This is a genomic window from Pseudazoarcus sp. NS36, from assembly GCF_059703705.1.
The window spans coordinates 178,038-200,016 of sequence record NZ_BAAKJA010000001.1; the positions used below are offsets into that span (position 1 = coordinate 178,038).

Annotated in this window: 26 protein-coding genes; 13 read left to right on the forward strand and 13 right to left on the reverse strand. The window is 65.1% G+C overall.

Going from position 1 to position 21,979, the window contains the following annotated elements:
• Window positions 1–16: 16 nt before the first annotated feature.
• Entirely contained in the window at window positions 17–319 is a 303-nt protein-coding gene (locus AC6H0R_RS00825; protein ID WP_497574147.1) for a helix-turn-helix domain-containing protein, read from the forward strand.
• 127 nt (window positions 320–446) lie between these two features.
• Window positions 447–902 (forward strand): 6-carboxytetrahydropterin synthase QueD, encoded by a 456-nt coding sequence (queD, locus tag AC6H0R_RS00830; RefSeq protein WP_497579437.1) that lies wholly within the window; start codon window positions 447–449, stop codon window positions 900–902.
• A 68-nt stretch (window positions 903–970) separates the two neighbouring features.
• Here queD and AC6H0R_RS00835 read toward each other — a convergent pair whose 3' ends face one another.
• The 6 genes from AC6H0R_RS00835 to AC6H0R_RS00860 form a co-directional block, all read right to left on the reverse strand.
• Window positions 971–2,140: a DesA family fatty acid desaturase gene (locus AC6H0R_RS00835; protein WP_497579438.1), complete on the reverse strand. Its 1,170-nt coding sequence runs from the start codon at window positions 2,138–2,140 to the stop codon at window positions 971–973.
• A gap of 97 nt (window positions 2,141–2,237) precedes the next feature.
• A complete protein-coding gene (locus tag AC6H0R_RS00840) occupies window positions 2,238–2,810 on the reverse strand; it encodes a phospholipase D family nuclease (RefSeq protein WP_497579439.1) in 573 nt (190 codons plus the stop codon).
• Complete coding sequence (locus AC6H0R_RS00845) at window positions 2,788–4,119, reverse strand: RsmB/NOP family class I SAM-dependent RNA methyltransferase (protein WP_497579440.1); 1,332 nt, start codon at window positions 4,117–4,119, stop codon at window positions 2,788–2,790. The genes AC6H0R_RS00840 and AC6H0R_RS00845 overlap by 23 nt, the downstream gene beginning before the upstream one ends.
• A gap of 38 nt (window positions 4,120–4,157) precedes the next feature.
• Window positions 4,158–4,886 (reverse strand): DUF3108 domain-containing protein, encoded by a 729-nt coding sequence (locus tag AC6H0R_RS00850; protein ID WP_497579441.1) that lies wholly within the window; start codon window positions 4,884–4,886, stop codon window positions 4,158–4,160.
• Window positions 4,880–5,530, reverse strand: a complete 651-nt coding sequence (purN, locus tag AC6H0R_RS00855) for a phosphoribosylglycinamide formyltransferase (protein WP_497579442.1) — start codon at window positions 5,528–5,530, stop codon at window positions 4,880–4,882. Before purN ends, AC6H0R_RS00850 begins: the two co-directional genes overlap by 7 nt.
• Window positions 5,531–5,539: 9 nt before the next feature.
• Entirely contained in the window at window positions 5,540–6,274 is a 735-nt protein-coding gene (locus AC6H0R_RS00860; RefSeq protein ID WP_497579443.1) for a hypothetical protein, read from the reverse strand.
• Window positions 6,275–6,374: 100 nt separating this feature from the next.
• On the opposite strand from AC6H0R_RS00860, the gene mutL reads away from it, so the two are divergent.
• On the forward strand, window positions 6,375–8,168 hold the full coding sequence (mutL, locus tag AC6H0R_RS00865) for a DNA mismatch repair endonuclease MutL (RefSeq protein WP_497579444.1): 1,794 nt from the start codon (window positions 6,375–6,377) through the stop codon (window positions 8,166–8,168).
• Window positions 8,169–8,174: 6 nt separating this feature from the next.
• Here the strand turns inward: mutL and AC6H0R_RS00870 are convergent, their stop codons facing one another.
• Window positions 8,175–8,756: a YqaA family protein gene (locus tag AC6H0R_RS00870; RefSeq protein ID WP_497579445.1), complete on the reverse strand. Its 582-nt coding sequence runs from the start codon at window positions 8,754–8,756 to the stop codon at window positions 8,175–8,177.
• Window positions 8,757–8,833: 77 nt separating this feature from the next.
• Here AC6H0R_RS00870 and miaA point away from each other — a divergent pair, with 77 nt between their 5' ends.
• On the forward strand, window positions 8,834–9,787 hold the full coding sequence (miaA, locus tag AC6H0R_RS00875) for a tRNA (adenosine(37)-N6)-dimethylallyltransferase MiaA (RefSeq protein ID WP_497579446.1): 954 nt from the start codon (window positions 8,834–8,836) through the stop codon (window positions 9,785–9,787).
• Window positions 9,788–9,797: 10 nt separating this feature from the next.
• Here the strand turns inward: miaA and AC6H0R_RS00880 are convergent, their stop codons facing one another.
• Complete coding sequence (locus AC6H0R_RS00880) at window positions 9,798–10,655, reverse strand: SDR family oxidoreductase (RefSeq protein ID WP_497579447.1); 858 nt, start codon at window positions 10,653–10,655, stop codon at window positions 9,798–9,800.
• 4 nt (window positions 10,656–10,659) lie between these two features.
• The gene (purM, locus tag AC6H0R_RS00885) at window positions 10,660–11,694 is read right to left on the reverse strand and encodes a phosphoribosylformylglycinamidine cyclo-ligase (RefSeq protein ID WP_497579448.1); all 1,035 of its coding nucleotides are present in this window, start codon (window positions 11,692–11,694) and stop codon (window positions 10,660–10,662) included.
• A gap of 128 nt (window positions 11,695–11,822) precedes the next feature.
• Here purM and AC6H0R_RS00890 point away from each other — a divergent pair, with 128 nt between their 5' ends.
• The 8 genes from AC6H0R_RS00890 (at window position 11,823) to panC (ending at window position 18,590) form a co-directional block, all read left to right on the forward strand.
• Entirely contained in the window at window positions 11,823–12,950 is a 1,128-nt protein-coding gene (locus tag AC6H0R_RS00890; RefSeq protein ID WP_497579449.1) for an AI-2E family transporter, read from the forward strand.
• A complete protein-coding gene (gene hda, locus AC6H0R_RS00895) occupies window positions 12,947–13,618 on the forward strand; it encodes a DnaA regulatory inactivator Hda (protein ID WP_497579450.1) in 672 nt (223 codons plus the stop codon). Before AC6H0R_RS00890 ends, hda begins: the two co-directional genes overlap by 4 nt.
• Window positions 13,619–13,638: 20 nt before the next feature.
• On the forward strand, window positions 13,639–14,310 hold the full coding sequence (locus AC6H0R_RS00900; protein WP_497579451.1) for a histidinol-phosphatase: 672 nt from the start codon (window positions 13,639–13,641) through the stop codon (window positions 14,308–14,310).
• A 70-nt stretch (window positions 14,311–14,380) separates the two neighbouring features.
• Complete coding sequence (gene pcnB / locus AC6H0R_RS00905; protein ID WP_497579452.1) at window positions 14,381–15,736, forward strand: polynucleotide adenylyltransferase PcnB; 1,356 nt, start codon at window positions 14,381–14,383, stop codon at window positions 15,734–15,736.
• On the forward strand, window positions 15,733–16,233 hold the full coding sequence (gene folK / locus AC6H0R_RS00910; RefSeq protein WP_497579453.1) for a 2-amino-4-hydroxy-6-hydroxymethyldihydropteridine diphosphokinase: 501 nt from the start codon (window positions 15,733–15,735) through the stop codon (window positions 16,231–16,233). Before pcnB ends, folK begins: the two co-directional genes overlap by 4 nt.
• A 3-nt stretch (window positions 16,234–16,236) precedes the next feature.
• Window positions 16,237–16,878 (forward strand): deoxynucleoside kinase, encoded by a 642-nt coding sequence (locus AC6H0R_RS00915; protein WP_497579454.1) that lies wholly within the window; start codon window positions 16,237–16,239, stop codon window positions 16,876–16,878.
• A gap of 67 nt (window positions 16,879–16,945) precedes the next feature.
• Window positions 16,946–17,761: a 3-methyl-2-oxobutanoate hydroxymethyltransferase gene (gene panB, locus AC6H0R_RS00920; protein ID WP_497579455.1), complete on the forward strand. Its 816-nt coding sequence runs from the start codon at window positions 16,946–16,948 to the stop codon at window positions 17,759–17,761.
• Window position 17,762: 1 nt separating this feature from the next.
• Window positions 17,763–18,590 carry a pantoate--beta-alanine ligase gene (gene panC, locus AC6H0R_RS00925; protein WP_497579456.1) on the forward strand — a complete coding sequence of 276 codons (828 nt, stop codon included), beginning with the start codon at window positions 17,763–17,765 and terminating at the stop codon, window positions 18,588–18,590.
• A gap of 34 nt (window positions 18,591–18,624) precedes the next feature.
• Here panC and AC6H0R_RS00930 read toward each other — a convergent pair whose 3' ends face one another.
• The 4 genes from AC6H0R_RS00930 to AC6H0R_RS00945 all read right to left on the reverse strand — a co-directional run bounded on the left by AC6H0R_RS00930 (window position 18,625) and on the right by AC6H0R_RS00945 (window position 20,981).
• A complete protein-coding gene (locus AC6H0R_RS00930) occupies window positions 18,625–19,050 on the reverse strand; it encodes a hypothetical protein (RefSeq protein WP_497579457.1) in 426 nt (141 codons plus the stop codon).
• A 95-nt stretch (window positions 19,051–19,145) separates the two neighbouring features.
• Window positions 19,146–19,556: a type II toxin-antitoxin system VapC family toxin gene (locus AC6H0R_RS00935; protein ID WP_497579458.1), complete on the reverse strand. Its 411-nt coding sequence runs from the start codon at window positions 19,554–19,556 to the stop codon at window positions 19,146–19,148.
• Entirely contained in the window at window positions 19,553–19,804 is a 252-nt protein-coding gene (locus tag AC6H0R_RS00940) for a type II toxin-antitoxin system Phd/YefM family antitoxin (protein ID WP_497579459.1), read from the reverse strand. The genes AC6H0R_RS00935 and AC6H0R_RS00940 overlap by 4 nt, the downstream gene beginning before the upstream one ends.
• A gap of 76 nt (window positions 19,805–19,880) precedes the next feature.
• Entirely contained in the window at window positions 19,881–20,981 is a 1,101-nt protein-coding gene (locus AC6H0R_RS00945) for an NADH:flavin oxidoreductase/NADH oxidase (protein WP_497579460.1), read from the reverse strand.
• Window positions 20,982–21,088: 107 nt separating this feature from the next.
• Here AC6H0R_RS00945 and AC6H0R_RS00950 point away from each other — a divergent pair, with 107 nt between their 5' ends.
• On the forward strand, window positions 21,089–21,976 hold the full coding sequence (locus AC6H0R_RS00950; protein ID WP_497579461.1) for a LysR family transcriptional regulator: 888 nt from the start codon (window positions 21,089–21,091) through the stop codon (window positions 21,974–21,976).
• Window positions 21,977–21,979: the final 3 nt, after the last annotated feature.

Here is a 21,979-nt window from a genome sequence, read left to right on the forward strand (position 1 = left end):
TTCAAAGGATATTCACATGAAAGCCACCGACAAGATCGACGTGCGGGAAATCCGTCGCAAGCTCGGCATGAACCAATCGCAGTTCTGGTCAAAGATCGGCGTGACGCAGAGCGGCGGCTCGCGTTACGAGAGCGGTCGCAACATCCCCCGCCCGGTTCAGGCCCTGCTGCGCCTTGTGCACATCGAGCAGATCGATATCAGCAAGATCCGCAAGGAAGATGTCGAGGTCGCCGAGTACCTCAAGTCCAACGACCCGGAAGGCTACAAGTCGCTGAAGAAAGAAGCGCGCGCCGCCCGCAAGGACAAGAGCGCCCGCTGACCTGCAGCACCCATGGCGGCCAGCTCCGGCACACACCGGAACTGGCCGCTTGTCGTTGACCGCTGCCGAAAACGTGGCGCCTGATCGCGGTGCTATACTCAGCGCCCTTTGTCCGGACTAGCGCAACATGCGCATCACCCGCAAACTCGAATTCGACGCCGGTCACCGCATCCCGGATCACGCCAGTCAGTGCCGCCATCTGCATGGTCACCGCTACGTACTGGAAGTGACCCTAGCGGGCGAGATCATTCGCGCCGACGGTGAAGCCGTGAACGGCATGGTGATGGACTTTGCCGACGTCAAGCGGGTGGCCATGCGCCATGTCGTAGAGCTCTGGGACCATGCCTTTCTGGCGTGGCGTGGCGACACGGTGGTAACCGACTTCCTCGCCTCCATGCCCGGCCACAAGACCGTGCTGCTTGATGTGGTGCCCACCGCCGAGAACCTCGCCGAGGAAGCCTTCCGCATCCTCGACCCGCAGTACCGCGACGTCTACGGCAACGATCTGCGCCTGGAGCGCGTGCGTCTTTATGAGACGCCCAACTGCTGGGCTGACGCGTTGCGCAGCGAGCTGGCGCCCTGAGTCTTCAGAACGCGCAGCAGCAATGAAAAAGCCCGCCTGAGCGGGCTTTTTTTCTTTCGACGCAAGGCTTACATCGCATAGCGACGCAGGCGCATCGAAAAGTCCTGCAGCTGCTGGATGCCGCTCTGCTCTGCGCGCGCAATCCAGTCCTGCAGCTGATGCAGCAGCTGCTCGCTGGAGGCCGTGGAGCGGCCCCAGATCGCGGCCAGCTCCTCACGCATCGACTTGATCGTCGCCAACGCCTGACTGTTTTGCAGCACGCTTTCGAGTTGCGCGCGTTCCTTCTCGCAGACTGTGCGGGTGCTGTCGGACAGAATCATGCGACGCAGCGCCTTGGGATTGAAACCCTGACCGCTGACCGCGGCTAGACGCTCAAGCTCTTCGGCGCAGGTGGCGCGCAGCGAACGCACGTAGCGCGTCATCACATCGTAGCGATGGGTGATTACCGCCTGCAGGGTTTCAAAATCCGCCTCGCTCTTGGCCTCGGTGAAACGCGGAGTCGGGATCACCCGACGGGCCTTGGCCAGACCGGCCATTTCAAGCAGGCGGATATACATCCAGCCGATATCGAATTCGTACCATTTGGCCGACAGCTTGGCCGAGGTCGCAAAGCTGTGATGGTTGTTGTGCAGCTCTTCGCCACCGACGATGATGCCCCACGGCACCAGGTTGGTCGAAGCGTCCGTGCAGTCGAAATTGCGATAGCCCCAGAAGTGCCCCAGACCATTGATGACGCCGGCCGCCCAGAACGGAATCCAGATCATCTGCACAGCCCAGATCGTCAGACCGATGACGCCGAACAACAGCACGTCGATGATCAGCATCAGGCTCACGCCCAGCACCGAGTGCTTGTAGACATTGCGCTCCAGCCAGTCATCCGGCGTGCCGTGACCATAGCGCTCCAGCGTCTCGGCGTTCTTGGACTCTTCGCGATACAGTTCGGCACCCTCCCACAGCACCTTGCGGATGCCCTTGACCTGCGGGCTGTGCGGATCTTCCGTCGTCTCGCACTTGGCGTGGTGCTTGCGGTGAATGGCCGCCCACTCCTTGGTCACCATGCCGGTGGTCAGCCACAGCCAGAAACGGAAGAAGTGACTCGGAATCGCATGCAACTCAAGCGCACGATGCGCCTGGTGACGGTGCAGGAATACCGTTACGGAGACGATGGTGACATGGGTCAGCGCAAGAGCAACTAGCACATAGCCCCACCAGGGAAGATCGATCAAACCATTGAACATGCTATGAAATTTTCCGGGAGTTGCGATAAGGGAATTCTACGCCATCACCCGGAAATTGCCGGGAAATGTACGCCAACCAAGACAAGCATGGGGGCGATCACGGTAATTCAAAGGGCAGCTGGCGAACCGGCGTGGCTTCGGCCCGATGCCGCTGCCAGTTGGCACGATAGGCCTGCGCAAGCGCACAGTTGTCTCGCAATACGATCAGGTTCTCGGCATTGCGGTTCGCCGCAGACCACGTGAAGTTGTAAGAGCCGGTAAGTACGGCGCATGCCGGACCATCGGCATCCGCCACGATCACCTTGTTATGCGCTGCGGCGTAAGCGGTCTCGAAAGCCACCGGCACACCGGCCGCGAGCAGCAGCCGAATCGCGTTACCGGTCTCGCGTGCATTCATCCTCGCGTCTGCAAGCACCTCCACCCGTACGCCACGACGATGCGCTTCAACGAGGGCACTGGCTACCGTCTTGCTGGTAAACACATAGGCCTGCACCTGAAGGCTCGAGCGCGCACTGTCGATCACGCCCACAAGCACACGCTCTGTGTCATCTGCCGGCGAGAACGCCACCTCGACCGAGCCGCGCGCCGGAAACACCTCGCTGGCCGCAACCGGAGCAGCGGACAGCGCCAATGCAAGTATCCAGAAATCAGGCCGCAACAGCTTCGACACGCTCGAACACCGCAGCAAAGAAGCCATCCGTGTCATGTACGTGCGGCAGCAACTGCAAGCGCTCGCCCATCTCGACATCAATGCCCTGCTTGCGCAGCAGCTCACCGGCATCAAGCGCGCGGAATTGCGGATGGGCCGCGACAAAGGCGTCGACCACCGCATCGTTCTCCTCGGCCAGCAGACTGCAGGTGGCATACACCAGCCGCCCCCCGGGTCTGACCAGCGACGCGGCGGCTGCCAGAATGTTGGCCTGCAAGGTCCGCATTTCCTCGATCGACCGGGGGCTCTGACGCCACTTCAAGTCAGGATTGCGCCGCAAGGTACCCAATCCGCTGCAGGGCACGTCCACCAGGACTCGATCGGCCTTGCCGGCCAGGCGCTTCACGCGCGCATCACGCTCGTGCGCAATCAGCGCCGGATGCACATTGGACAGACCGGCACGCGCCGCACGCGGTCTGAGATTGGCAAGCCGCCGCTCCGACACATCGAAGGCGTACAGCCGCCCGGTCGAACGCATCATCGCCCCCAGATGCAGGGTCTTGCCACCCGCACCGGCACAGAAATCCACGACCAGTTCGCCGCGCCTCGGCTGCACGAGAAAACCGAGCAACTGACTGCCCTCGTCCTGCACCTCAAAGCTGCCGTCCAGAAAACGCGGATGCGACTGCAATGCCGGCTTGCTCTCCAGCCGGATGCCATGCGGTGAGAGCGGGCAGGCCGCGGCCGCGATGCCGTCCGAGCGCAAGTCGGCAATCACCTCGTCGCGCCCGACGCAGGCAATGTTAACTCGCAGGTCCAGCGGCGCCGGCCGGTTGAGACCGGCGGCCAAAGCCAGCAGCCCCTCCTCGCCATGGGCTGCAAGCAGCCGCTCGGCCAGCCAGTCGGGTAAATCGGCACGTTCGGCGACATCCCCTTCACCCACTTCAACCGCCTTGATCGCTGCGATCCACTCGGCCTCTGACGGTGAGACCAGCCCCTCGAACTGCCGGGCGGACCAGCCCTCGCCCCGCGCCAACCAGGCCAGCAGCAGCGAACGTGGGGAGGCATCCTCACCGCAGATGCGGCGCAGCCAGCGCAAGCGGCGCAGGATTCCGTAGACGCTCTCCGCAACCAGCCCCCGGTCGCGATGACCGAGCTGCCGGTGCTCGCGGAAATAGCGCGACAACACGGCATCGGCAGGATGCGCAAACGTCAGCACCTCGGCCAGTACCACGGCCGCGTGGCCAAGCGGCCCGCGCGCCGAGGAGGCTGCCGGCGTGCTGCGGGAAGGTTTGCGGGAGGCCTTGTTGCCTCGGGATGATTTCTGCATGGCTTCTAGGCGCGGCAACGCGCCCCGGAGATTCAAGGTTAATCGGCTGCCGGAGTCAGCTTGACGCTGACGGCCTGGTGATCAAGCACCTTGCCCTTGCTGTCCTGCAGTCGCACGCGCACCGGCGCCCAGGCATGCTTTTCGGACAGCCACAGCCCGATGTCGAGCTTGCCCGAATGCGCCTTGAACCGGACATGCATGGTTCGCAGCTTGCCGACAGGCAGGTCGATGTCCTGCATGCCGAGCACTTCCACCGAAGCTGGATCCGCGCCCCGATTGCTCACCAGCGTGATCTCGGCCGGAAGCTCACGACCCGGACGCACGGCCACCATATGCCACACACTCAGCACATCCAGATCACCACGGGCCAGCGTCTCGGTATCCCGACGCCCCTTGCGCCGCTCGATCAGCACACTGCTGCTGCGCCAGTCAAAGGTCGCCGTTTCCGTCTCGCGCCCCTTCTGCTCGACGACAAAGCTGCGTGGCACCAGCCCCTGCGGCGTGACGTCGCCCTCACTGCGCTGGGTGTATTCGAAATCCTTGAACAAGGCTGCCAGCCCGACCGTTTCCAGCAAGGTGCTCATACGGTAGCCACGGCCGTCATGCTCCCAGCGATGCACGCCCTTGCCGATGACCATACCGCCCTGTCCCTGCGTGATGTCGAACACCACCTCGCCGCCCGCCGGCCACTTCACTCCGGCGGCGGACAACGGCATGGATAGCACCGCACAACCCAGCGCCAGAACGCTCAAGAACTTCTTCACCACTTGCTTTCCTCCAGTGCGGGCGACACCAGTGCCGCCCCGGAAACGTGTGCGTCGGACACGACCACACGCCCCCCGTTGATCTTCAGTCTGCCCTCGACAAACCAGCGAACGGCCTGCGGGTAGATACGGTGCTCCTCGCGCAGCACCCGCTCGGCCAGACTGTCTTCGTCATCATCATCGAGCACCGGTACCGCAGCCTGAATGACGATGGGACCGACATCCAGTTCAGGCGTGACGAAATGCACCGTCGCGCCATGCACACGCGCACCGGCCTCGATGGCACGACGGTGCGTATGCAATCCCGGCAGGGCCGGTAGCAGGGACGGGTGCACATTGAGCATCCGCCCGGCATAGCGGTCGACAAAATCCGCCGCCAGCAAGCGCATGAAACCGGCCAGCACGACCAGATCCGGCGCAAAGTCCTCGACGGCCTGAGCCAATGCCACATCAAAAGCGGCGCGCGACGAAAAACCCGCGGCATCAAGCACCACCGTGGGAATGCCATGCGCCTCGGCAATCTGCAACCCGGCTGCGTCTGCGCGGCTCGACACCACCGCACGAAAATCCGCCCCGGCAATGCCGGACTGCAGGATGGCCTCAAGATTGCTCCCGCGACCCGAGATCAGCACCACGATGGACGTCATCCATTCACCTCAGGGAATCGGCAGAAAGGCTGCCGTCGCAATGCCCTGGACCACGCGAATGACCATGCGTTCGGTCTTGATCTCAAGCAGATCGGTCAGGGTTTCGAGAATGCCGATCATGCGCCCCATCTCGCGCTCGAAGCTGAGATTGGTCACACCCCCTATCTCGTTCGACAGCAGCAGTAAAACTCCTTGTTCGTCGCGCGACGTACCGAGTTTCCAGGCCGCAATCTCGATGTTGCGGGCCGCATTGTAAAAACCCTGCGGCGACAGGTCATTGAGCACGTAGAAGCCGACCATATCGCCGAAAGACGCCTGGATCATGCTGGCCATGCCGACCATCAGGGCCTGGACGCGATCTCCCTGAAAAGTCGGCTCGAATGCCAACTGCAAGGCATCAATGTTGCGCCGCCCGTTGAGTGCATCGAGTTGCCAGGAATGATTGACGTCGAAGATCTGCGTCAGCGCCTCTTCCAGGCTTGCGGCACTCTTGCGCCACTCGCGCGGATTGCGGCGATACAGCTTCTCGGCCAGACGCCGCAGGCTGACGAAGATGCGGCTCTGACAGGCCTCGATATAGTGATCGACGTCGGTCTTGAACAGCTGCTCGTGAAAATAGGGCTTGCGCGAGGGCGCGCCAGGCGAGGTTCCCGGAATACTGCAGCCGGCGCCGGCAGTCGCAAGGCCCGCAAGCATCGCAAGGAAGGCACGCCGCGACAGGGCTGGCGATGAGGTCGGTTTCATGCGCACTCAGGCTCGTTCGGACGCCGCGATGATACCGGAATGCGCTCCCCGCGGGGCCCGCAGCCGGACACGTATAATCGGCGTTTTGGCTGGAGCCGCAATGCCGACGATTCGCCCCCTGCCGGACATCCTGATCAACCAGATCGCCGCCGGCGAGGTCGTCGAACGCCCCGCCTCGGTCGTCAAGGAAGTACTGGAGAACGCGCTTGATGCCGGCTCGCGCGCCATCGAGATCCAGCTCGAACAAGGCGGCGTGCGCCGCATCCGCATCACGGATGACGGCTGCGGCATTGCCCAGGAAGAGCTCGCGCTGGCGCTCGACCGCCACGCCACCAGCAAGATCGCCAGCCTCGACGACCTGGAGCGCGTGGCTACCATGGGGTTCCGTGGCGAAGCACTGGCCGCCATCTCGGCCGTCTCGCGCACCACCATCACCAGCCGCGCGACCGGCGCACCGCATGCCTGGCGCGTGGATGGTGTCGACCGCAGCGTGGCGCCGGCGGCACTCAATGCAGGCACCGTGGTGGAAGTGGCCGACCTCTACTACAACACCCCGGCACGGCGAAAATTCCTCAAGACCGAAGCCACCGAGTTCGCCCACTGCGACGAGATGTTCCGCCGCGCCGCGCTCGCGCGCCCGGACGTGGCCTTCCAGTTCGCCCACAATGGCCGCGTCTCGCATCGCCTGCAGCCGTCCGACCCGGCACGGCGCATCGCCGCACTGATGGGCGACGATTTTCTCGAGCACGCCCGCGCGGTCGAGGCCGACGCCGGCGCGCTGCGACTGACCGGCTTCGCCTGCGTGCCGGCCTACTCGCGCGCCAACCGCGACGCGCAGTATTTCTTCGTCAACGGCCGCTTCGTACGCGACAAGATCCTGTCGCACGCCGCCCGCCAGGCCTACGCCGACGTACTGCACGGTCAGCGTCATCCGGCCTACGTGCTGTTTCTTGAGCTCGACCCGGCCGGCGTGGACGTCAACGTGCACCCGGCCAAAATCGAAGTGCGCTTTCGCGAATCGCGCGCCGTGCATCAGTTCGTGTTCCACGCCATCAGCCGAGCCCTGGCCGAGTCCGGCGCGGCGCTGGCCGCCGAACGCGAAACGCCGTCAAGCGAGCCCGCGAGCTACGCGCACGAGGCGCGCTGGGCGCCTCCGGTACAGACCCAACTGGCGATGGAATCCGCCTCACGCAGCTACCTCGACTTCGCTGCGGCGGCCCGACCAGAGACTGCGCCGTGGCCCGCCAGCGAGGCGCCGGCCCGCGAAGCTTTCTCCGCCCCGACTCCGGGGGCGCAGCAGCCCTCCGGCGACGACGCCCCGCTCGGCTACGCCATCGCCCAACTGCACGGCATCTACGTGCTGGCGCAGAACACCAAAGGCATGGTCATCGTTGACATGCACGCCGCGCACGAACGCATCCTGTACGAGAAACTCAAGACGGTGCTCGACGGCCGCCCGGCCATCCAGCGCCTGCTGATGCCCGCCGTGATCTCGCTCGGCGCACGCGATATGGCCGCGGCCGAAGAACATGTCGAGGTGCTGGCAGGAATGGGATTCGAGGTGGCGCCAGCCGGCCCGGAAGAGCTCGCCATCCGCAGCGTGCCGGCGCTGCTGGCGCAGGCCAACGTCGGCGAACTGGTGCGCAACCTGCTGGCCGAACTGCGTGAATACCCGGCCACCGAAGTGATCACCGCAAGGCGCAACGAACTGCTCGGCACCATGGCCTGCCATGGTGCCGTGCGCGCCAACCGGCAATTGTCGATTCCCGAGATGAACGCACTGCTACGCGACATGGAGGCCACCGATCGCGCCGACCAGTGCAATCACGGCCGCCCGACCTGGACGCAGTTTTCGCTGGCAGAGATGGACCGCTTCTTCATGCGCGGTCAGTGAGGCAGTTCAGCGTCCGTTAAGCACCACGACGGCCACCACCACGATGCCCACCACCAGCCAGCCCAGCCACTCCACATAGCGGTGCAGCGCCGCTTCCATGCGGGCGCCACCAAGCTTCATCAGCCCGGCAACGAGGAAAAAACGCGCGCCGCGCCCGACCAGCGAAGCCGCCACGAAGGGCAGCATAGCCATCGAGGCCACGCCCGCCGCAATGGTGAACACCTTGTAGGGAATCGGCGAGAAGCCTGCCACGAACACCGCCCAGAAACCCCAGCGCTCAAACCAGTCCTGGGCTTCCAGGTACTTCGCCCAGTATTTCGTGGTGGCCAGCCATGGCTCGATCATGTCAAAGGCGAACACGCCGATGAAGTAGCCCAGCACCCCGCCGACCACCGAAGCCACGGTCGTGATCAGCGCGAACATCCACGCCCGAGAAGGATTGGCCAGACTCATCGGCGCCAGCATCACATCCGGCGGAATCGGAAAAAACGAGGACTCGGCAAAGCTCAAACCCCCGAGATACCAGGCTGCGCGCGGATGGCGCGACCATTGCATGCAACGGATGTAGAGCGGGGCGAACAGTTTCAAGATGGTCTCGGTGCGTTGGCTCAGGCGGCATGATACCAATCGGGCGTATCGGGGCACGCCGCTATAATCGCCCCCACATGAGCCACGCCCCGCCCGCCATCCTCCTCCTCGGCCCCACCGCCAGCGGCAAGACCGCCTGTGCGCTGGCGCTCGCACGCGAGCTGCCGGTCGAGATCATCAGCGTCGACTCGGCGCTGGTGTACCGCGACATGGACATCGGTACGGCCAAGCCGAGCGCCGACGAACGTGCCGTCTGCCCGCACCACCTGATCGACCTCATCACACCCGAAGAACGCTACTCGGCCGCGCAGTTCCGCACGGACGCGCTGCGCCTGATGGACGAGATCAGCGCACGCGGCAACATCCCGCTGCTGGCCGGCGGCACCTCGCTGTACTTCAAGGCGCTGCGCGACGGCATCTCCGACCTGCCGCAGGCCGACCCCGAGCGGCGCGCCGCCATCGACCGCGACGCCGAGCGTCTGGGCTGGCCGGCGCTGCACGCCCGCCTTGCCGCCCTCGACCCGCAGGCCGCCGCCGCGCTGGAGCCGACGGACGCGCAGCGCATTCAGCGCGCGCTGGAAATCGTCGGGATTACCGGTCGTCCGCTGGCCGAGAGCTACGCGCAGCGCGAAGAAGGCGGCATCCACCACCGCCTGCTTACGCTGGCGCTCACGCCGTCCGACCGCGCCGTGTTGCACGCCCGCATCGAGCAGCGCTTTGACGCCATGCTGGCTGCCGGCCTGCTGGATGAACTGCGCAGCCTGCGCACGCACTACCGGCTCGCCCCCGCCCTGCCCTCGATGCGCTGTGTCGGCTACCGCCAGGCCTGGGCGCATCTCGACGGCGAGGACGACTTGGCGACGATGCGTTTCAAGGGCGTCGCCGCCACGCGCCAGCTCGCCAAACGGCAACTCACGTGGCAGCGCCAGTTCCGCGAGAACTGGGCCGATCTGGAAGAAATGGATTGTCTTGATGCCAAGCTGCCCGTTCGCATCGTGCAGCGCGTGCACGCCTTTCTCGGCAGCAGCTAAGCCGACCGGCTCAGGGCCGACGCTCGGACGCTGTGGAGCGCAGCAGCACCGCGTCGAACCAGCGTGTCGGCAGGATGCGCTTGAGAATACCGAACAGATGCGTCGGAAAAGTCACGCCGTAGCGCGCCCGTGGGCGCGGCGACTCGACAGCGTGGATCAGCTTGTTCACCACCGCATCCGCCGGCAGCGTGAACGGCGTCTTGCCCGCCTCGCCGCGCAGGCGGCGCACCAGATAGCGGTAGGTCTCGGCGTGGGCACTGCGCTCCGCGTCGATGTGGCGCTGATAGGCCGCAAAGGCATTGTCGCGGAAGCGGCTGACGATGGGGCCGGGCTCGATCAAGCTGACATGAATGCCACTGCCGGCAAGCTCCAGCCGCAAGGTGTCGGTGAGCCCTTCGAGCGCAAACTTGGAGCAGTTGTAGGCGCCGCGGTACGGCAGCGCGGCGAACCCCAGAATGGAGCTGTTCTGCACGATGCGGCCATGGCCTTGCCGGCGCATCGCCGGCAGCACGAGGCAGGTCAGCTCATGGGTGCCGAACAGATTGGTTTCGAACTGTTCGCGCAGCACCTCTCGCGTGAGGTCTTCGACCGCTCCGGGCTGGCCATAGGCGCCATTGTTGAACAGCGCGTCGAGCGTGCCGCCGGTGCGCTCCATGACGGTATCGACCGCAAGCCGGATGGATGCGCTGTCCGCCAGATCGAGCTGCAGGGCTTCGAAACCCTCGGACGCCAGTCGCTGCACATCCTCTGCCTTGCGCGCGGTGGCAAACACCCGCCAGCCACGCTCGCGAAGGGTTTGTGCGGCGCACGCGCCGATGCCGCTGGAACAGCCGGTGATCAGGATGGAGCGCTGCGCACCGGCGGCCATGCGCTTACTCGACGATGGTTTTCGGCTGATCGCCTTCCATCGCTGCGATCCGGCCAATGACATGCACCGTCTCGCCCTGCTCACGCAGGAAAGCGGCCGCGCGCTCGGCGTTATCAGCCGAAACGATGACGGCCATGCCGATGCCGCAGTTGAACACGCGGTACATCTCGGCGTCGGCGATGTTGCCGGCCTGCTTGAGCCACTGGAACAACGGCGGCAGGGCCCAGCTCTTCGAATCGATGCGGGCGGTCAGACCGTCCGGAATCACGCGCGGCACGTTTTCGGTAATGCCACCACCGGTGATGTGGGCCATGCCGTGCACGACACCGGCCTGCGCCTGCATCAGCGCCAGCAGCGACTTGACGTAGATGCGCGTCGGCGCAAGCACGGCGTCGGCCAGCGGGCGACCGTGGAAATCGGCGGAGAGATCGGCCTTACTGACCTCGATGACCTTACGGATCAGCGAATAACCGTTGGAGTGCGCGCCGCTGGAGGCCAGACCCAGCACCACGTCACCGGCGGTGATCTTGCTGCCGTCGATGATGTCGGCCTTTTCCACCGCCCCGACCGCGAAGCCGGCCAGATCGTATTCGCCGTCCGGGTACATGCTCGGCATCTCGGCGGTTTCACCGCCGATCAGCGCACAACCGGCCAGTTCGCAACCCTTGGCGATGCCCTTGACCACATCGGCAGCAGTATCCACATGCAGCTTGCCACAGGCGAAATAGTCGAGGAAGAACAGCGGCTCGGCACCCTGCACGAGGATGTCGTTGACGCTCATCGCGACCAGATCCTGACCCACGGTGTCGTGGCGGTTGAGCTCGAAGGCCAGGCGCAGCTTGGTGCCGACGCCGTCCGTGCCGGACACCAGCACCGGCTCGCGGTACTTCTTCGACAATTCGAACAAGGCACCGAAGCCGCCGATGCCGCCCATCACCTCGGGCCGCATGGTGGCTTTGGCAAACGGCTTGATGCGATCGACGAGTGCGTCGCCGGCATCAATGTCTACGCCGGCATCACGGTAGGTCAGGGAGGTCAAGGTCGTTCCTCTTGCTTCGAGAAATGCTCCCGGACTGCGTCGCGCTTGAGAGCGCAACGGCCAGGGGCTACATTACGGGGCCCGGCGGCCAGGAGAGGCCGCCGCTTCAATGCGAGATTTTACTCGAAATGCCCCTTCCCCGCGCCCACCTCTTGCACACCGCCCTGTGGACCGCAGCCGGCATTGCGTTGCTGGTACTGCTATGGCTGCTCGGGCCGATCCTGACGCCGTTTGTCGTCGGCGCGGTGTTCGCCTATCTGTGTGACCCGGCCGTGAACTGGCTGGTCGCCCGCCGCTGGCCGCGGGTGATGGCCGTACTTCTCGTGATCTGCGCGGCCGGCTCAATCATCACCTTGCTGTTCCTGATTCTCGTGCCGCTGTTCTGGCGCGAGGTCGCGGCGCTCATCGCGCGTCTGCCCGAGTTTCTGGACATCATCGATGCGCGGCTGCTGCCGGTCGTGAACGACCGTCTCGGCACCGATCTCAGGCTGGATATCGAATCCGTGCGCAAGGTGTTTGCCGAGAACAAGGAGCAGGCCGGCGAGTTCATGCCAACCTTGCTCGGCCACGTAAAGGAAGGCGGCATGGCCCTGGTCGGGCTGGCCACCAACCTGGTACTGATTCCGGTCGTAATGTTCTATCTGCTGCAGGAATGGCCGCGCATCATTCCGTCGCTGCGCAACGCCATTCCGCGTCCGGCGCTCGACCGCACCACGCGCATCGCACGCGACATCGACAACGTGCTGTCGGAATTCCTGCGCGGTCAGCTCTCGGTGATGCTGATTCTCGCCACCTTCTACAGCATCGGTCTGTGGATTGCCGGGCTGAGCTTCGCCTTGCCGGTCGGCATCATCACCGGGCTGCTGTCCTTCATCCCCTTCGTCGGCTTTGGCGGCGGGCTGGTTCTGGCCATCCTGACCGCCCTGTTGCAGGGTGACGGCGTCACCCTGCTGATCGGCGTCGGCGTGGTGTATGGCATCGGCCAGCTGCTCGAAAGCTATGCGCTCACGCCCTATCTGGTGGGCGAGCGTATCGGCCTGCACCCGCTGGCCGTCATCTTCGCGCTGATGGCCTTTGGCCAGCTCTTCGGTTTCGTCGGCATGCTGGTCGCGCTGCCGGTCAGCGCCGCCATTCTGGTCGGCCTGCGCGAAGTGCGCGGCGCCTGGCTCGCGAGCCCGCTCTATCTCGGCGCCGAAGGCGCTGCGGCGCCTCCGCTGTATGTGAGCGACAAGGACGAGGCGGAACGCACTGAATGAAGCAGCTGTTGCTGGATCTGCGCGCCGACGCCCCGCCGACGCTGGACAATTTCATTGCGGGCGAAAACGACGAACTGCTGCGTGCCCTGCATGAAACGGTGCTCGGCGCGGGCCATCTCTACCTGTGGGGGCCGGCCGTCAGCGGGCGCAGCCACCTGCTTGCCGCCACCGTCGAGGCCGCCACACAAGCCGGCCGGCCGGCCCTGCATGTAGCCGCCGAAACGGTTGCCGAAACCCTGCCCGATACACCCGGACTGCTGCTCGCCATTGACGACGTCGACCGCCTGAATGAAGCCGGCCAGATCGCCCTGTTCAATGCCTTCAACCGCTCGGCCACGTACAATCAGACCCTGCTGCTGGCCGGCCCGCAACCGCCGCGCAGCCTGGCCGTGCGTGAAGACCTGCGCACGCGCGTCGGCCAGACGCTGGTGTTCGAACTGCGTCCGCTCGACGACGCCACCCGCACTGCCATTCTGGCCACGCTGGCCGAGCGTCGCGGCATGAAGCTGCCCGACGAAGTCGTGGCTTTCCTGCTGCGTCACGGGCGGCGCGACCTGCCCAGCCTGGTCGACACCGTCGAAGCCCTGGATGCGGCCTCGCTCGAACGCAAGCGCCCGGTCACGCTCGCCCTGTTGCGCGACGTGATGCAGCCGGACCTGAACAACTGAAACGAACAAAGGACATTTCCGTGGATCTGGTGCTTTTCGACCTCGACAACACCCTGCTCGCCGGCGACTCGGACTTCGAGTGGGCGCAGTTCCTGATCAGCAAGGGCGTGCTCGACCCCGAGGTACATGAGGCACGCAACAAGGTCTTCTACGAGCAGTACAAGGCCGGCACGCTCGACATCTTCGAATTCCTCGACTTCCAGCTGCAGCCACTAGCGCGCCACGAGCGTGCCCAACTCGACGCCTGGCACGCCGAGTTCATGCGTGAGCGCATCCTGCCGATGATCAGCGCGCAGGCCCGCGCACTGGTCAACAAGCATCTGGCCGAAAACGCTGTAGTGGCCATCGTCACCGCCACCAACAGCTTCGTCACCGGGCCGATCGCACGTGAGTTCGGCATTGCGCACCTGATCGGCACCATCGCAGCACAAGAGAAAGGCCAGTTCACCGGCAAGCCGCGCGGCATGCCCTCGTTCAAGGCTGGCAAGATCACCCGCGTCGAGGAATGGCTCGAAAGCGCCGGCTTGCACTGGGGCAGCTTCGACAAGACCTGGTTCTACAGCGACTCCCTCAACGATCTGCCGCTGCTCAAGATCGTCACCCATCCGGTCGCGGTTGACCCCGACGACACCCTGCGTGCACACGCCGTGCAGGCCGGCTGGCCGGTGTTGGCCCTGAACCGCACAGCATGAGCGACCGATGCGCTGCAGTCTGCTTCGGTTATGATTCACCGCTTATGACTAGAACCAGATCCCGACTCCGATGATCCGCAAGCTGCTGCGCAAAGTATTCCGCGGCGCCGGATCCGGCCAGCCCGCCCTCAATGAACCCGCCCTGATCGCGCCCGAGAAGCACGGCATGCGCCGTGCCGACATCTCGCCGGCGGCGGTCAAGGTGTGCTCCGTCCTGCAGGAAAACGGCCACAAGGCCTTCGTCGTCGGCGGCGCCGTACGCGATGTTCTGGCCGGTCTGCCACCCAAGGATTTCGACGTTGCCACCAGCGCGACGCCCGAGCAGGTGCGCTCGCTGTTCCGCCGTTCGCGCATCATCGGCCGGCGCTTTCGCATCGTGCATGTCATGAACGGGCGCGAGACCATTGAGGTCTCCACTTTCCGCGCGCTGCACGAGGAAGGCGCCACGCCTACTGACGAACACGGCCGCGTGCTGGCCGACAACGTCTTCGGCTCGCAGGCGGAGGACGCCACACGACGCGACTTCACCGTCAACGCGCTTTACTACGACCCGGTTTCCGGCGTCATCGTCGACTACCACCACGGCGTGGCCGACCTGCAGCAGAAGACCCTGCGCATGATCGGCGAGCCGCGTGCGCGTTACCGCGAAGACCCGGTGCGCATGCTGCGCGCCGTGCGCCTTGGCGCCAAGCTCGGGCTGATCATCGACCCGGCTGCGCGCACGCCGATCCGAGAGATGGCCTCGCTGCTGGAGAACGTGCCTGCCGCCCGGCTGTTTGACGAAATCCTCAAGCTGCTGCTTTCCGGCTATGCGGTGAAGTGTCTCAAGCAATTGCGCGAGGAAGGCCTGCACCACGGCGTATTGCCGCTGCTCGACGTCATCCTCGAACAGCCCATGGGTGAGCGCTTCGTGTGGCTCGCGCTGGAAAACACCGACGATCGCGTGCGCGACGGCAAATCCGTCTCCCCCGGCTTCCTGTTCGCCACGCTGCTTTGGCACGAAGTGCTGGTGGCGTGGGAAAAGCGCAAGGCCGACGGTGCGCCGGCCCAGCCCGCGCTGTTCGACGCCATGGACTACGTGCTCGAAGTGCAGGCCCGCAAGCTTGCCATCACGCGCAAGATCGCCGGCGACATCAAGGACATCTGGGCCATCCAGCCGCGCTTCGAGAAGCGCGCCGGCCATGCGCCCTACCGCCTCATCGAACAACCGCGCTACCGCGCCGGCTGGGATTTCCTGCGTCTGCGTGCGCAGGCCGGCGAGATCGACATGGCGCTGGTCGACTGGTGGGACGACTTCGCCGGCGCCGGTCAGGAAAAGCGCGAGGCGCTGATCCGCGAGGCCCCCGCCAGCGAGGCCGGTCCGCGCAAGCGCCGCCGCCGTCGCAAACCCAACGCCAAGCCGTCCGCGCCGGCCGACGCAGCATGAGCGCAGCACCCGCCCGCGCGCGTGCCTTCATCGCGTTCGGGGCCAACCTCGGCGACCCGGTCGCAAGTTTTGCCCATGCCTGCACGGCGCTGGCCGCCCTGCCCGACACCACCGTGGAGCGCCGCTCCTCGCTGTACCGCAGCGCGCCGGTCGGCGTCGAAGGCCAGCCCGACTACCTCAACGGCGTCATCGAACTGCGTACCGGCATTGCCGCCGCCGCACTGCTGACGCACCTGCTGGACATCGAACACGAGGCCGGCCGCCGCCGCGACGGCCATTGCGCGCCGCGCACGCTGGACCTCGATCTGCTGCTTTATGATGACCACGTGATCCACGCACCGGGGCTGGAAGTGCCGCACCCGCGCATGCACCAGCGCGCCTTCGTGCTGCTGCCGCTGGCCGAGATTGCGCCCGACGCGCAGATTCCCGGTCACGGCCCGATTGCCGCACTGCTGCCCGGCGTGGCGGACCAGGACATTACCCGGCTGGAGGACTGAAACATGCTCGACAAGGCCCGCTACATCGTCGTCGAAGGTCCCATCGGCGCCGGCAAGACCTCGCTGGCCCGCCGCCTTTCCGAGCGACTTTCAGCACAGACGCTGCTTGAGCAGCCCGAGTTGAACCCCTTCCTCGGCCGCTTCTACCAGAACATGGAACGCTGGGCGCTGCAGACCCAGCTCTCCTTCCTGCTGCAACGCGTCGAACAGTTGCGTGACCTCGAATCCGCCTGCGCCACCGGCGAGCGCATCGTCTCCGACTTCCTGTTCGACAAGGATCCGCTGTTTGCCGAGCTCACGCTGCCAGACGACCAGTACGCCCTGTACCAGCGCATCCATGACTCGATGGCGCCGGTGTCACAGCTCAAGCCCGATCTGGTGATCTACCTGCAGGCCAAGCCGGAAACCCTCATCGGCCGCGTCTTCCAGCGCGGCGTCGATGCCGAGCGCCGCATCACCGAGAGCTATCTCGAACGGGTGGCAGAGCGCTACGCGCGCTTCTTCTACGAGTACGACGCCGCCCCCGTGTTCATCGTCGACGCCGAGGTACTCAACCCGGTCGACCACGATGACGACTTCGACCTGTTGATCGAACGCCTGCGCGGCATGCGCAGCTTCCGCGAATTCTTCGCCTACGCCGGCTGACCCCCGCGCACCCTTGAAGCCGGGGCCGAATTGCGGAACACTCGCGCCCTCGGAGGAATAGCACGCCATGACCTATCTGCAGAACGACAAGCCCGTAACCCTGCATGAACTCGGCAAGATGCGCGCCGAAGGCCACAAGATCACCATGCTCACGGCCTACGACGCGAGCTTTGCGGCCATGATGGATCGCACCGGCGTCGACACCGTGCTCATCGGCGATTCGCTCGGCAACGTCATCCAGGGCCACAAGTCCACGCTGCCGGTCACGCTGGAGCAGATGGCCTATCACACCGAATGCGTCGCGCGCGGCAGCAAGCGCGCCTTCATCATTGCCGACATGCCTTTCGGCAGCTATCAGGAAGGCCCGGTGCAGGCCATGCGCAACGCCGCCAAGCTGATGGAAGCCGGCGCGCAGATGGTGAAGCTGGAAGGCGGTGAGTACATGGCCGAGACCGTGCACTTCCTCGTCGAACGCGGCATTCCGGTGTGCGCCCACGTCGGCCTCACGCCGCAGTCGGTGAACCAGCTCGGCGGCTATCGTGTGCAGGGCCGCGACGAGACCGGCGCGAAGAAGATGAAGGCCGATGCGCTTGCGCTGGAACAGGCGGGTGCAGCGATGATCGTGCTGGAACTGGTGCCGTCCACGCTCGCCGCCGAGATCACCGCCAGCCTCAGCACCATGGCCACCATCGGCATCGGCGCCGGCCCGGACTGCGACGGTCAGGTGCTGGTGCTGTACGACATGCTGGGCATCTTCCCCGGCAAACCCGCGCGCTTCGTCAAGAACTACATGGACGGTGCGACCAGCATTGAAGAGGCCATTGCCGCCTACGTGCGCGAAGTGCGCGAAGGCGCCTTCCCAACCGCAGCGCACGGCTACTGACATGCAGATTCTCGAGAGCATCGAGGCCTGCCGCGCGGCACGCCGCAAGGCCGAGCGCATCGCCTTCGTCCCGACCATGGGCAACCTGCACGAAGGCCACATCGCGCTGATGCGCGAAGCGCGCCAGCACGCCGACACCGTCGTCGCCAGCATCTTCGTGAACCGCCTGCAGTTCGGTCAGGGCGAAGATTTCGGCCGCTACCCGCGCACCTTCGCCGCCGACTGCGAAAAGCTCGAAGCCGCCGGCGTCGACCTGCTGTTCGCGCCGGATGAATCCGTGATGTACCCGGCACCGCAGCAGTACCACGTCGACCCCGCGCCGGCCCACGTCGGCATTCTCGAAGGCGAATTCCGCCCCGGCCACTTCCGCGGCGTCGCCACCGTGGTGCTCAAGCTGTTCTCCATCGTGCAGCCCGACGTCGCGCTGTTCGGCAAGAAGGACTACCAGCAGCTCATGGTGCTGTCGCACATGGTGCGCGAGTTCGCCCTGCCCATAGCAATCATCCGTGGCGATACCGTACGCGCCGCAGACGGCCTCGCCCTGTCCTCGCGCAACGGCTATCTGTCGGAAGCCGAACGCGCCGAGGCCCCACGCCTCTACCGCGAACTGACCACCATCCGCGACGCCGTGATGGCCGGCAACCACGACTTCCTGCACCTCGAAACCGTCGCCATGCAGCGCCTCGCCGAACACGGCTGGCAGCCCGACTACATCAGCGTGCGCCGCCAGGCCGACCTGCAACCGCCAGCCAGCGAATCCGACCCTCTGGTCATCGTGGCCGCTGCAAAACTCGGCACCACGCGACTCATCGACAACCTCGAAATCTGAGCCTTCTCAGATTGAAGTTTGAAGACTTGGGCTTCTAGCGACGAGGCATCTCGAACTTCCGATATAAGCGGACAACAATGTCCTCTGCCTCGCCGATGAGCTCTTTCAACTCGGCGTCATCGATAAACTCATTACTCTCTCGCGAAAAGACCGCGCGTCGCATCAGAATCTCACCCGTCTGCGTATGTTCGAAAGCCTCAACCATTGTGGGGTTATGAGCGATGGTGTTTCGTTTTTTAGCTAGTGAAAGCGCGTCATTCAATGCGTCTATGGTCTGTTGGTGATTGACCGAATTTTCCTGCAACGCCGTGATCAGTGCTGTCGTTCGCAGACCGAATTTCCTCGGGGGTTTCCGGCCTTTCAGGAACTCCGACCAAATGTGGTATGTGAAGAGCTCTATCTCTCCGAATGTGAGGATGAATCCACCAACCAAATCACGCCACCGTTCTTCTTCGGTCATTGCACGCCCCATCCAGTCAACTCAGACAGTTTCAGACCAACATCTGGATTAGTCGTCAAATTGCCTAAGTCATCTAGCCGCCGGCCACAAGGCGCTCATCCCCAAGGATTGACCACCTCAAGCCCAGCAAACCCAAAGTCCCTCACATTCCGCGTCACCAATACCAAGCCATGCGTCAGCGCAGTCGCCGCCAGCAGGCTGTCGACGGCCGGCACCGGTCGGGCAGCCTCCGCGACCAGGCGCCCCCAGCGATCTGCCACAGCCACGTCAATCGGCAGCACCCTCCCTGCGAAGAAGCCACTCAATTCAACTTCCAGCCAGTCCGACAGCCCACGGCGGCGCTCGCCCGGCGGAAGCGCTTCGATACCTTTGCGAAGTTCGCCGAAGGTCAGGACGGACAGATGGAGAGTGGTCGCCGGACGGCGCTCGACCCACTCGACTACCTTGGGGTCAGGCGTGCGTCGGCGCAGTTCCGACAGTACGTTGGTGTCGAGCAGGTAGGTCACAGTTCGACGTCCCGCACCGGGCTGCGGTCACGTTCGAGTTCAATGTCTTCGGCTCCCGCGAGCGGCGAGCGGCGCATGAAGGCCACCAATGATTCACCCGTACCCGCAAGCCGGTCGTAATCGGCACGCGACAAGATCACGGCAACCGATTTGCCGTGCACGGTAATCTCCTGCGGCCCCTCGCTTGCTGCGCCCTTCACCACTTCGGACAGGCGGGACTTGGCTTCCTGCATTTGCCAGCTATGCATGCCGACCTCCAATTCTGACCAGAATAGTCAGATTGTAGCCCCGCCGAACGATTCCGCAAGCCCGTGCTAACGCCGATCACGCCGCGCGGTAGTAGCGCTCCAGCCAGTGCGCATACGGCGCAGGCAGCACCCAGGTGGGCTTGTCGAGTTTCAGTTCGCGCGCGGCCTGCATCGGCCAGTGCGGGTTGGCGAGCAGGGCGCGGCCGATCATGACGAGGTCCATCTGATCGTTGGCGACAACGCGCTCGGCATCTGCAACCACGTCGATACCCCACGACGAAGCCACCGGCAGGCCGGCTTCGCGGCGCACGCGTTCAGCAATCGGCGCAAGGAAGGCCGGACCCCACGGAATCGCCGCCGTCGGGGTGGAGAAGCCGACGCTGACGTTGAGCAGGTCCAACCCGCCCGCCTTCATCTGGCGCACCAGCTCGATGGAATCCGCCAGCGTCTGCTCGTCGCGGCCATCGAACTCGATCACGCCGAAGCGCGCCGTCAGCGGCAGGTTGTCGGGCCACACCTCGCGCACGGCGGCCAGCGTTTCGAGCAGGAAACGGCTGCGGCCGGCAAGATCGCCGCCGTACTGGTCGGTGCGCTGGTTGGAATCGACGTTGAAGAAGCTCTGCGCCAGATAACCATGCGCAAAGTGCAGTTCCAGCCATTCGAAGCCGGCGTCCCGCGCCCGGCGGGCGGCAGCCACGAAATCGGCTTTCACGCGGGCAATGTCGTCCAGCGTCATCGCGTTCGGCACTTTCGGCAGATGCGCGCCGAAGGCCACCGCCGAAGGGGCAATGGTCTGCCAGCCGCGCGGGTCGCCATCAGGAATGTGGTCGTCGCCTTCCCACGGGCGGTTGGCGCTGGCCTTGCGGCCGGCGTGGGCAATCTGGATGCCCGGCACCGCGCCGCGCACCTTGATGGCCGCCGCGATGCGCGCCATGCCTTCGGCCTGCGCGTCGTTCCACAGCCCGGTGCACCCCGGAGAAATGCGCCCTTCCGGCGACACCGCCGTGGCCTCGACGATGACCAGCCCCGCACCTCCGCGTGCCAGCCCCGCGTAGTGGGCCAGATGCCAGTCGTTGGTGAAGCCGTCGACGGCGCTGTACTGGCACATCGGCGGCACCGCAATGCGGTTCTTGAGGGTGACGTCCTTCAGACGGAAGGGGGAAAACAGCGCAGACATTCGCAACTCCTTGGGTTTCACGCCGTGACGGCGAACACCGCGGAGTCTAGGGAGTCGTGCATATAATGAAAACCGACTCCGACTTATCGCCTGAATAAGAGATCGTTATGCTCAACCCGCAATGGCTGAAGAGCTTTTCCACCCTCGTCGAGGTCGGCAGCTTCACCCGCGCCGCCGAGCGCCTGGACCTCACGCAGGCCGCCGTCAGCCAGCATGTGCGCCACCTCGAACAGCAGCTCGGCCCGCTGCTGATCCGCCGTCCGCGCCAGCTCGAACTCACGCCCGCCGGCAGCGCGCTGCTCGAATACTGCGCCGAACTCGAACAGGCCACCCGTCGCCTCGACACCCGCCTGACCGAGGCGGAGGCCGACACCGGCGAGATCAGCATCATCACCCCCGGCAGCATCGGCCTGTCGCTCTACCCCGCCCTGCTCGACCTGCAACAGGCCAACCCCGGCCTGTCCGTGCGCTACCGTTTCGCCCCCGACCGCGAGGTGCTGGACGCCGTGCTCGACAACCGTTTCGAACTCGGCATCGTCAGCCTCAAGCCCGACGACCCCCGCCTCACCGCCAGCCACTTCGCCGAAGAACCGCTGGAACTCGTCGTGCCCGCTGGCGAGCAGGTGCGCGGCTGGGATGATCTGGAACGCATCGGCTTCATCGACCACGCCGACGGCCGCGCCATGCTCGCCCGCCTGCTCGCCCGCTGGTACCCCGGCAACCCCGGCGTCAGCCGCATCCCGTCGCGCGGCTTCAGCAACCAGATCAGCCTCATGCTCGAACCCGTCGCCCGCGGCCTCGGCTTCACCGTCCTCCCCCGCCACGCCTGCGAAGCCTTTCCCCGGCAAGACGCCATCCGCATCGTTCCGTGCAGCACGCCGGTGATTGATACCTTATGGTTGATCCACCGAGCGGAATGGCCGCTGACGGCACGGGCGCAGCGGGCGGTGGAATGCTTGAGGGGGGTTTGTCCGATGAAGAAGCGAGGGGGGTGACGG

What these genes read in the sequence shown, in the direction of transcription:
- AC6H0R_RS00825 (WP_497574147.1), top strand. Translation starts at nt 17, where the DNA reads ATGAAAGCCACCGACAAGATCGACGTGCGGGAAATCCGTCGCAAGCTC.
- queD (WP_497579437.1), top strand. Translation starts at nt 447, where the DNA reads ATGCGCATCACCCGCAAACTCGAATTCGACGCCGGTCACCGCATCCCG.
- AC6H0R_RS00835 (WP_497579438.1), bottom strand. Translation starts at nt 2,140, where the DNA reads ATGTTCAATGGTTTGATCGATCTTCCCTGGTGGGGCTATGTGCTAGTT.
- AC6H0R_RS00845 (WP_497579440.1), bottom strand. Translation starts at nt 4,119, where the DNA reads ATGCAGAAATCATCCCGAGGCAACAAGGCCTCCCGCAAACCTTCCCGC.
- purN (WP_497579442.1), bottom strand. Translation starts at nt 5,530, where the DNA reads ATGACGTCCATCGTGGTGCTGATCTCGGGTCGCGGGAGCAATCTTGAG.
- AC6H0R_RS00860 (WP_497579443.1), bottom strand. Translation starts at nt 6,274, where the DNA reads ATGAAACCGACCTCATCGCCAGCCCTGTCGCGGCGTGCCTTCCTTGCG.
- mutL (WP_497579444.1), top strand. Translation starts at nt 6,375, where the DNA reads ATGCCGACGATTCGCCCCCTGCCGGACATCCTGATCAACCAGATCGCC.
- miaA (WP_497579446.1), top strand. Translation starts at nt 8,834, where the DNA reads ATGAGCCACGCCCCGCCCGCCATCCTCCTCCTCGGCCCCACCGCCAGC.
- AC6H0R_RS00880 (WP_497579447.1), bottom strand. Translation starts at nt 10,655, where the DNA reads ATGGCCGCCGGTGCGCAGCGCTCCATCCTGATCACCGGCTGTTCCAGC.
- AC6H0R_RS00890 (WP_497579449.1), top strand. Translation starts at nt 11,823, where the DNA reads ATGCCCCTTCCCCGCGCCCACCTCTTGCACACCGCCCTGTGGACCGCA.
- hda (WP_497579450.1), top strand. Translation starts at nt 12,947, where the DNA reads ATGAAGCAGCTGTTGCTGGATCTGCGCGCCGACGCCCCGCCGACGCTG.
- pcnB (WP_497579452.1), top strand. Translation starts at nt 14,381, where the DNA reads ATGATCCGCAAGCTGCTGCGCAAAGTATTCCGCGGCGCCGGATCCGGC.
- folK (WP_497579453.1), top strand. Translation starts at nt 15,733, where the DNA reads ATGAGCGCAGCACCCGCCCGCGCGCGTGCCTTCATCGCGTTCGGGGCC.
- AC6H0R_RS00915 (WP_497579454.1), top strand. Translation starts at nt 16,237, where the DNA reads ATGCTCGACAAGGCCCGCTACATCGTCGTCGAAGGTCCCATCGGCGCC.
- panB (WP_497579455.1), top strand. Translation starts at nt 16,946, where the DNA reads ATGACCTATCTGCAGAACGACAAGCCCGTAACCCTGCATGAACTCGGC.
- panC (WP_497579456.1), top strand. Translation starts at nt 17,763, where the DNA reads ATGCAGATTCTCGAGAGCATCGAGGCCTGCCGCGCGGCACGCCGCAAG.
- AC6H0R_RS00930 (WP_497579457.1), bottom strand. Translation starts at nt 19,050, where the DNA reads ATGACCGAAGAAGAACGGTGGCGTGATTTGGTTGGTGGATTCATCCTC.
- AC6H0R_RS00940 (WP_497579459.1), bottom strand. Translation starts at nt 19,804, where the DNA reads ATGCATAGCTGGCAAATGCAGGAAGCCAAGTCCCGCCTGTCCGAAGTG.
- AC6H0R_RS00945 (WP_497579460.1), bottom strand. Translation starts at nt 20,981, where the DNA reads ATGTCTGCGCTGTTTTCCCCCTTCCGTCTGAAGGACGTCACCCTCAAG.
- AC6H0R_RS00950 (WP_497579461.1), top strand. Translation starts at nt 21,089, where the DNA reads ATGCTCAACCCGCAATGGCTGAAGAGCTTTTCCACCCTCGTCGAGGTC.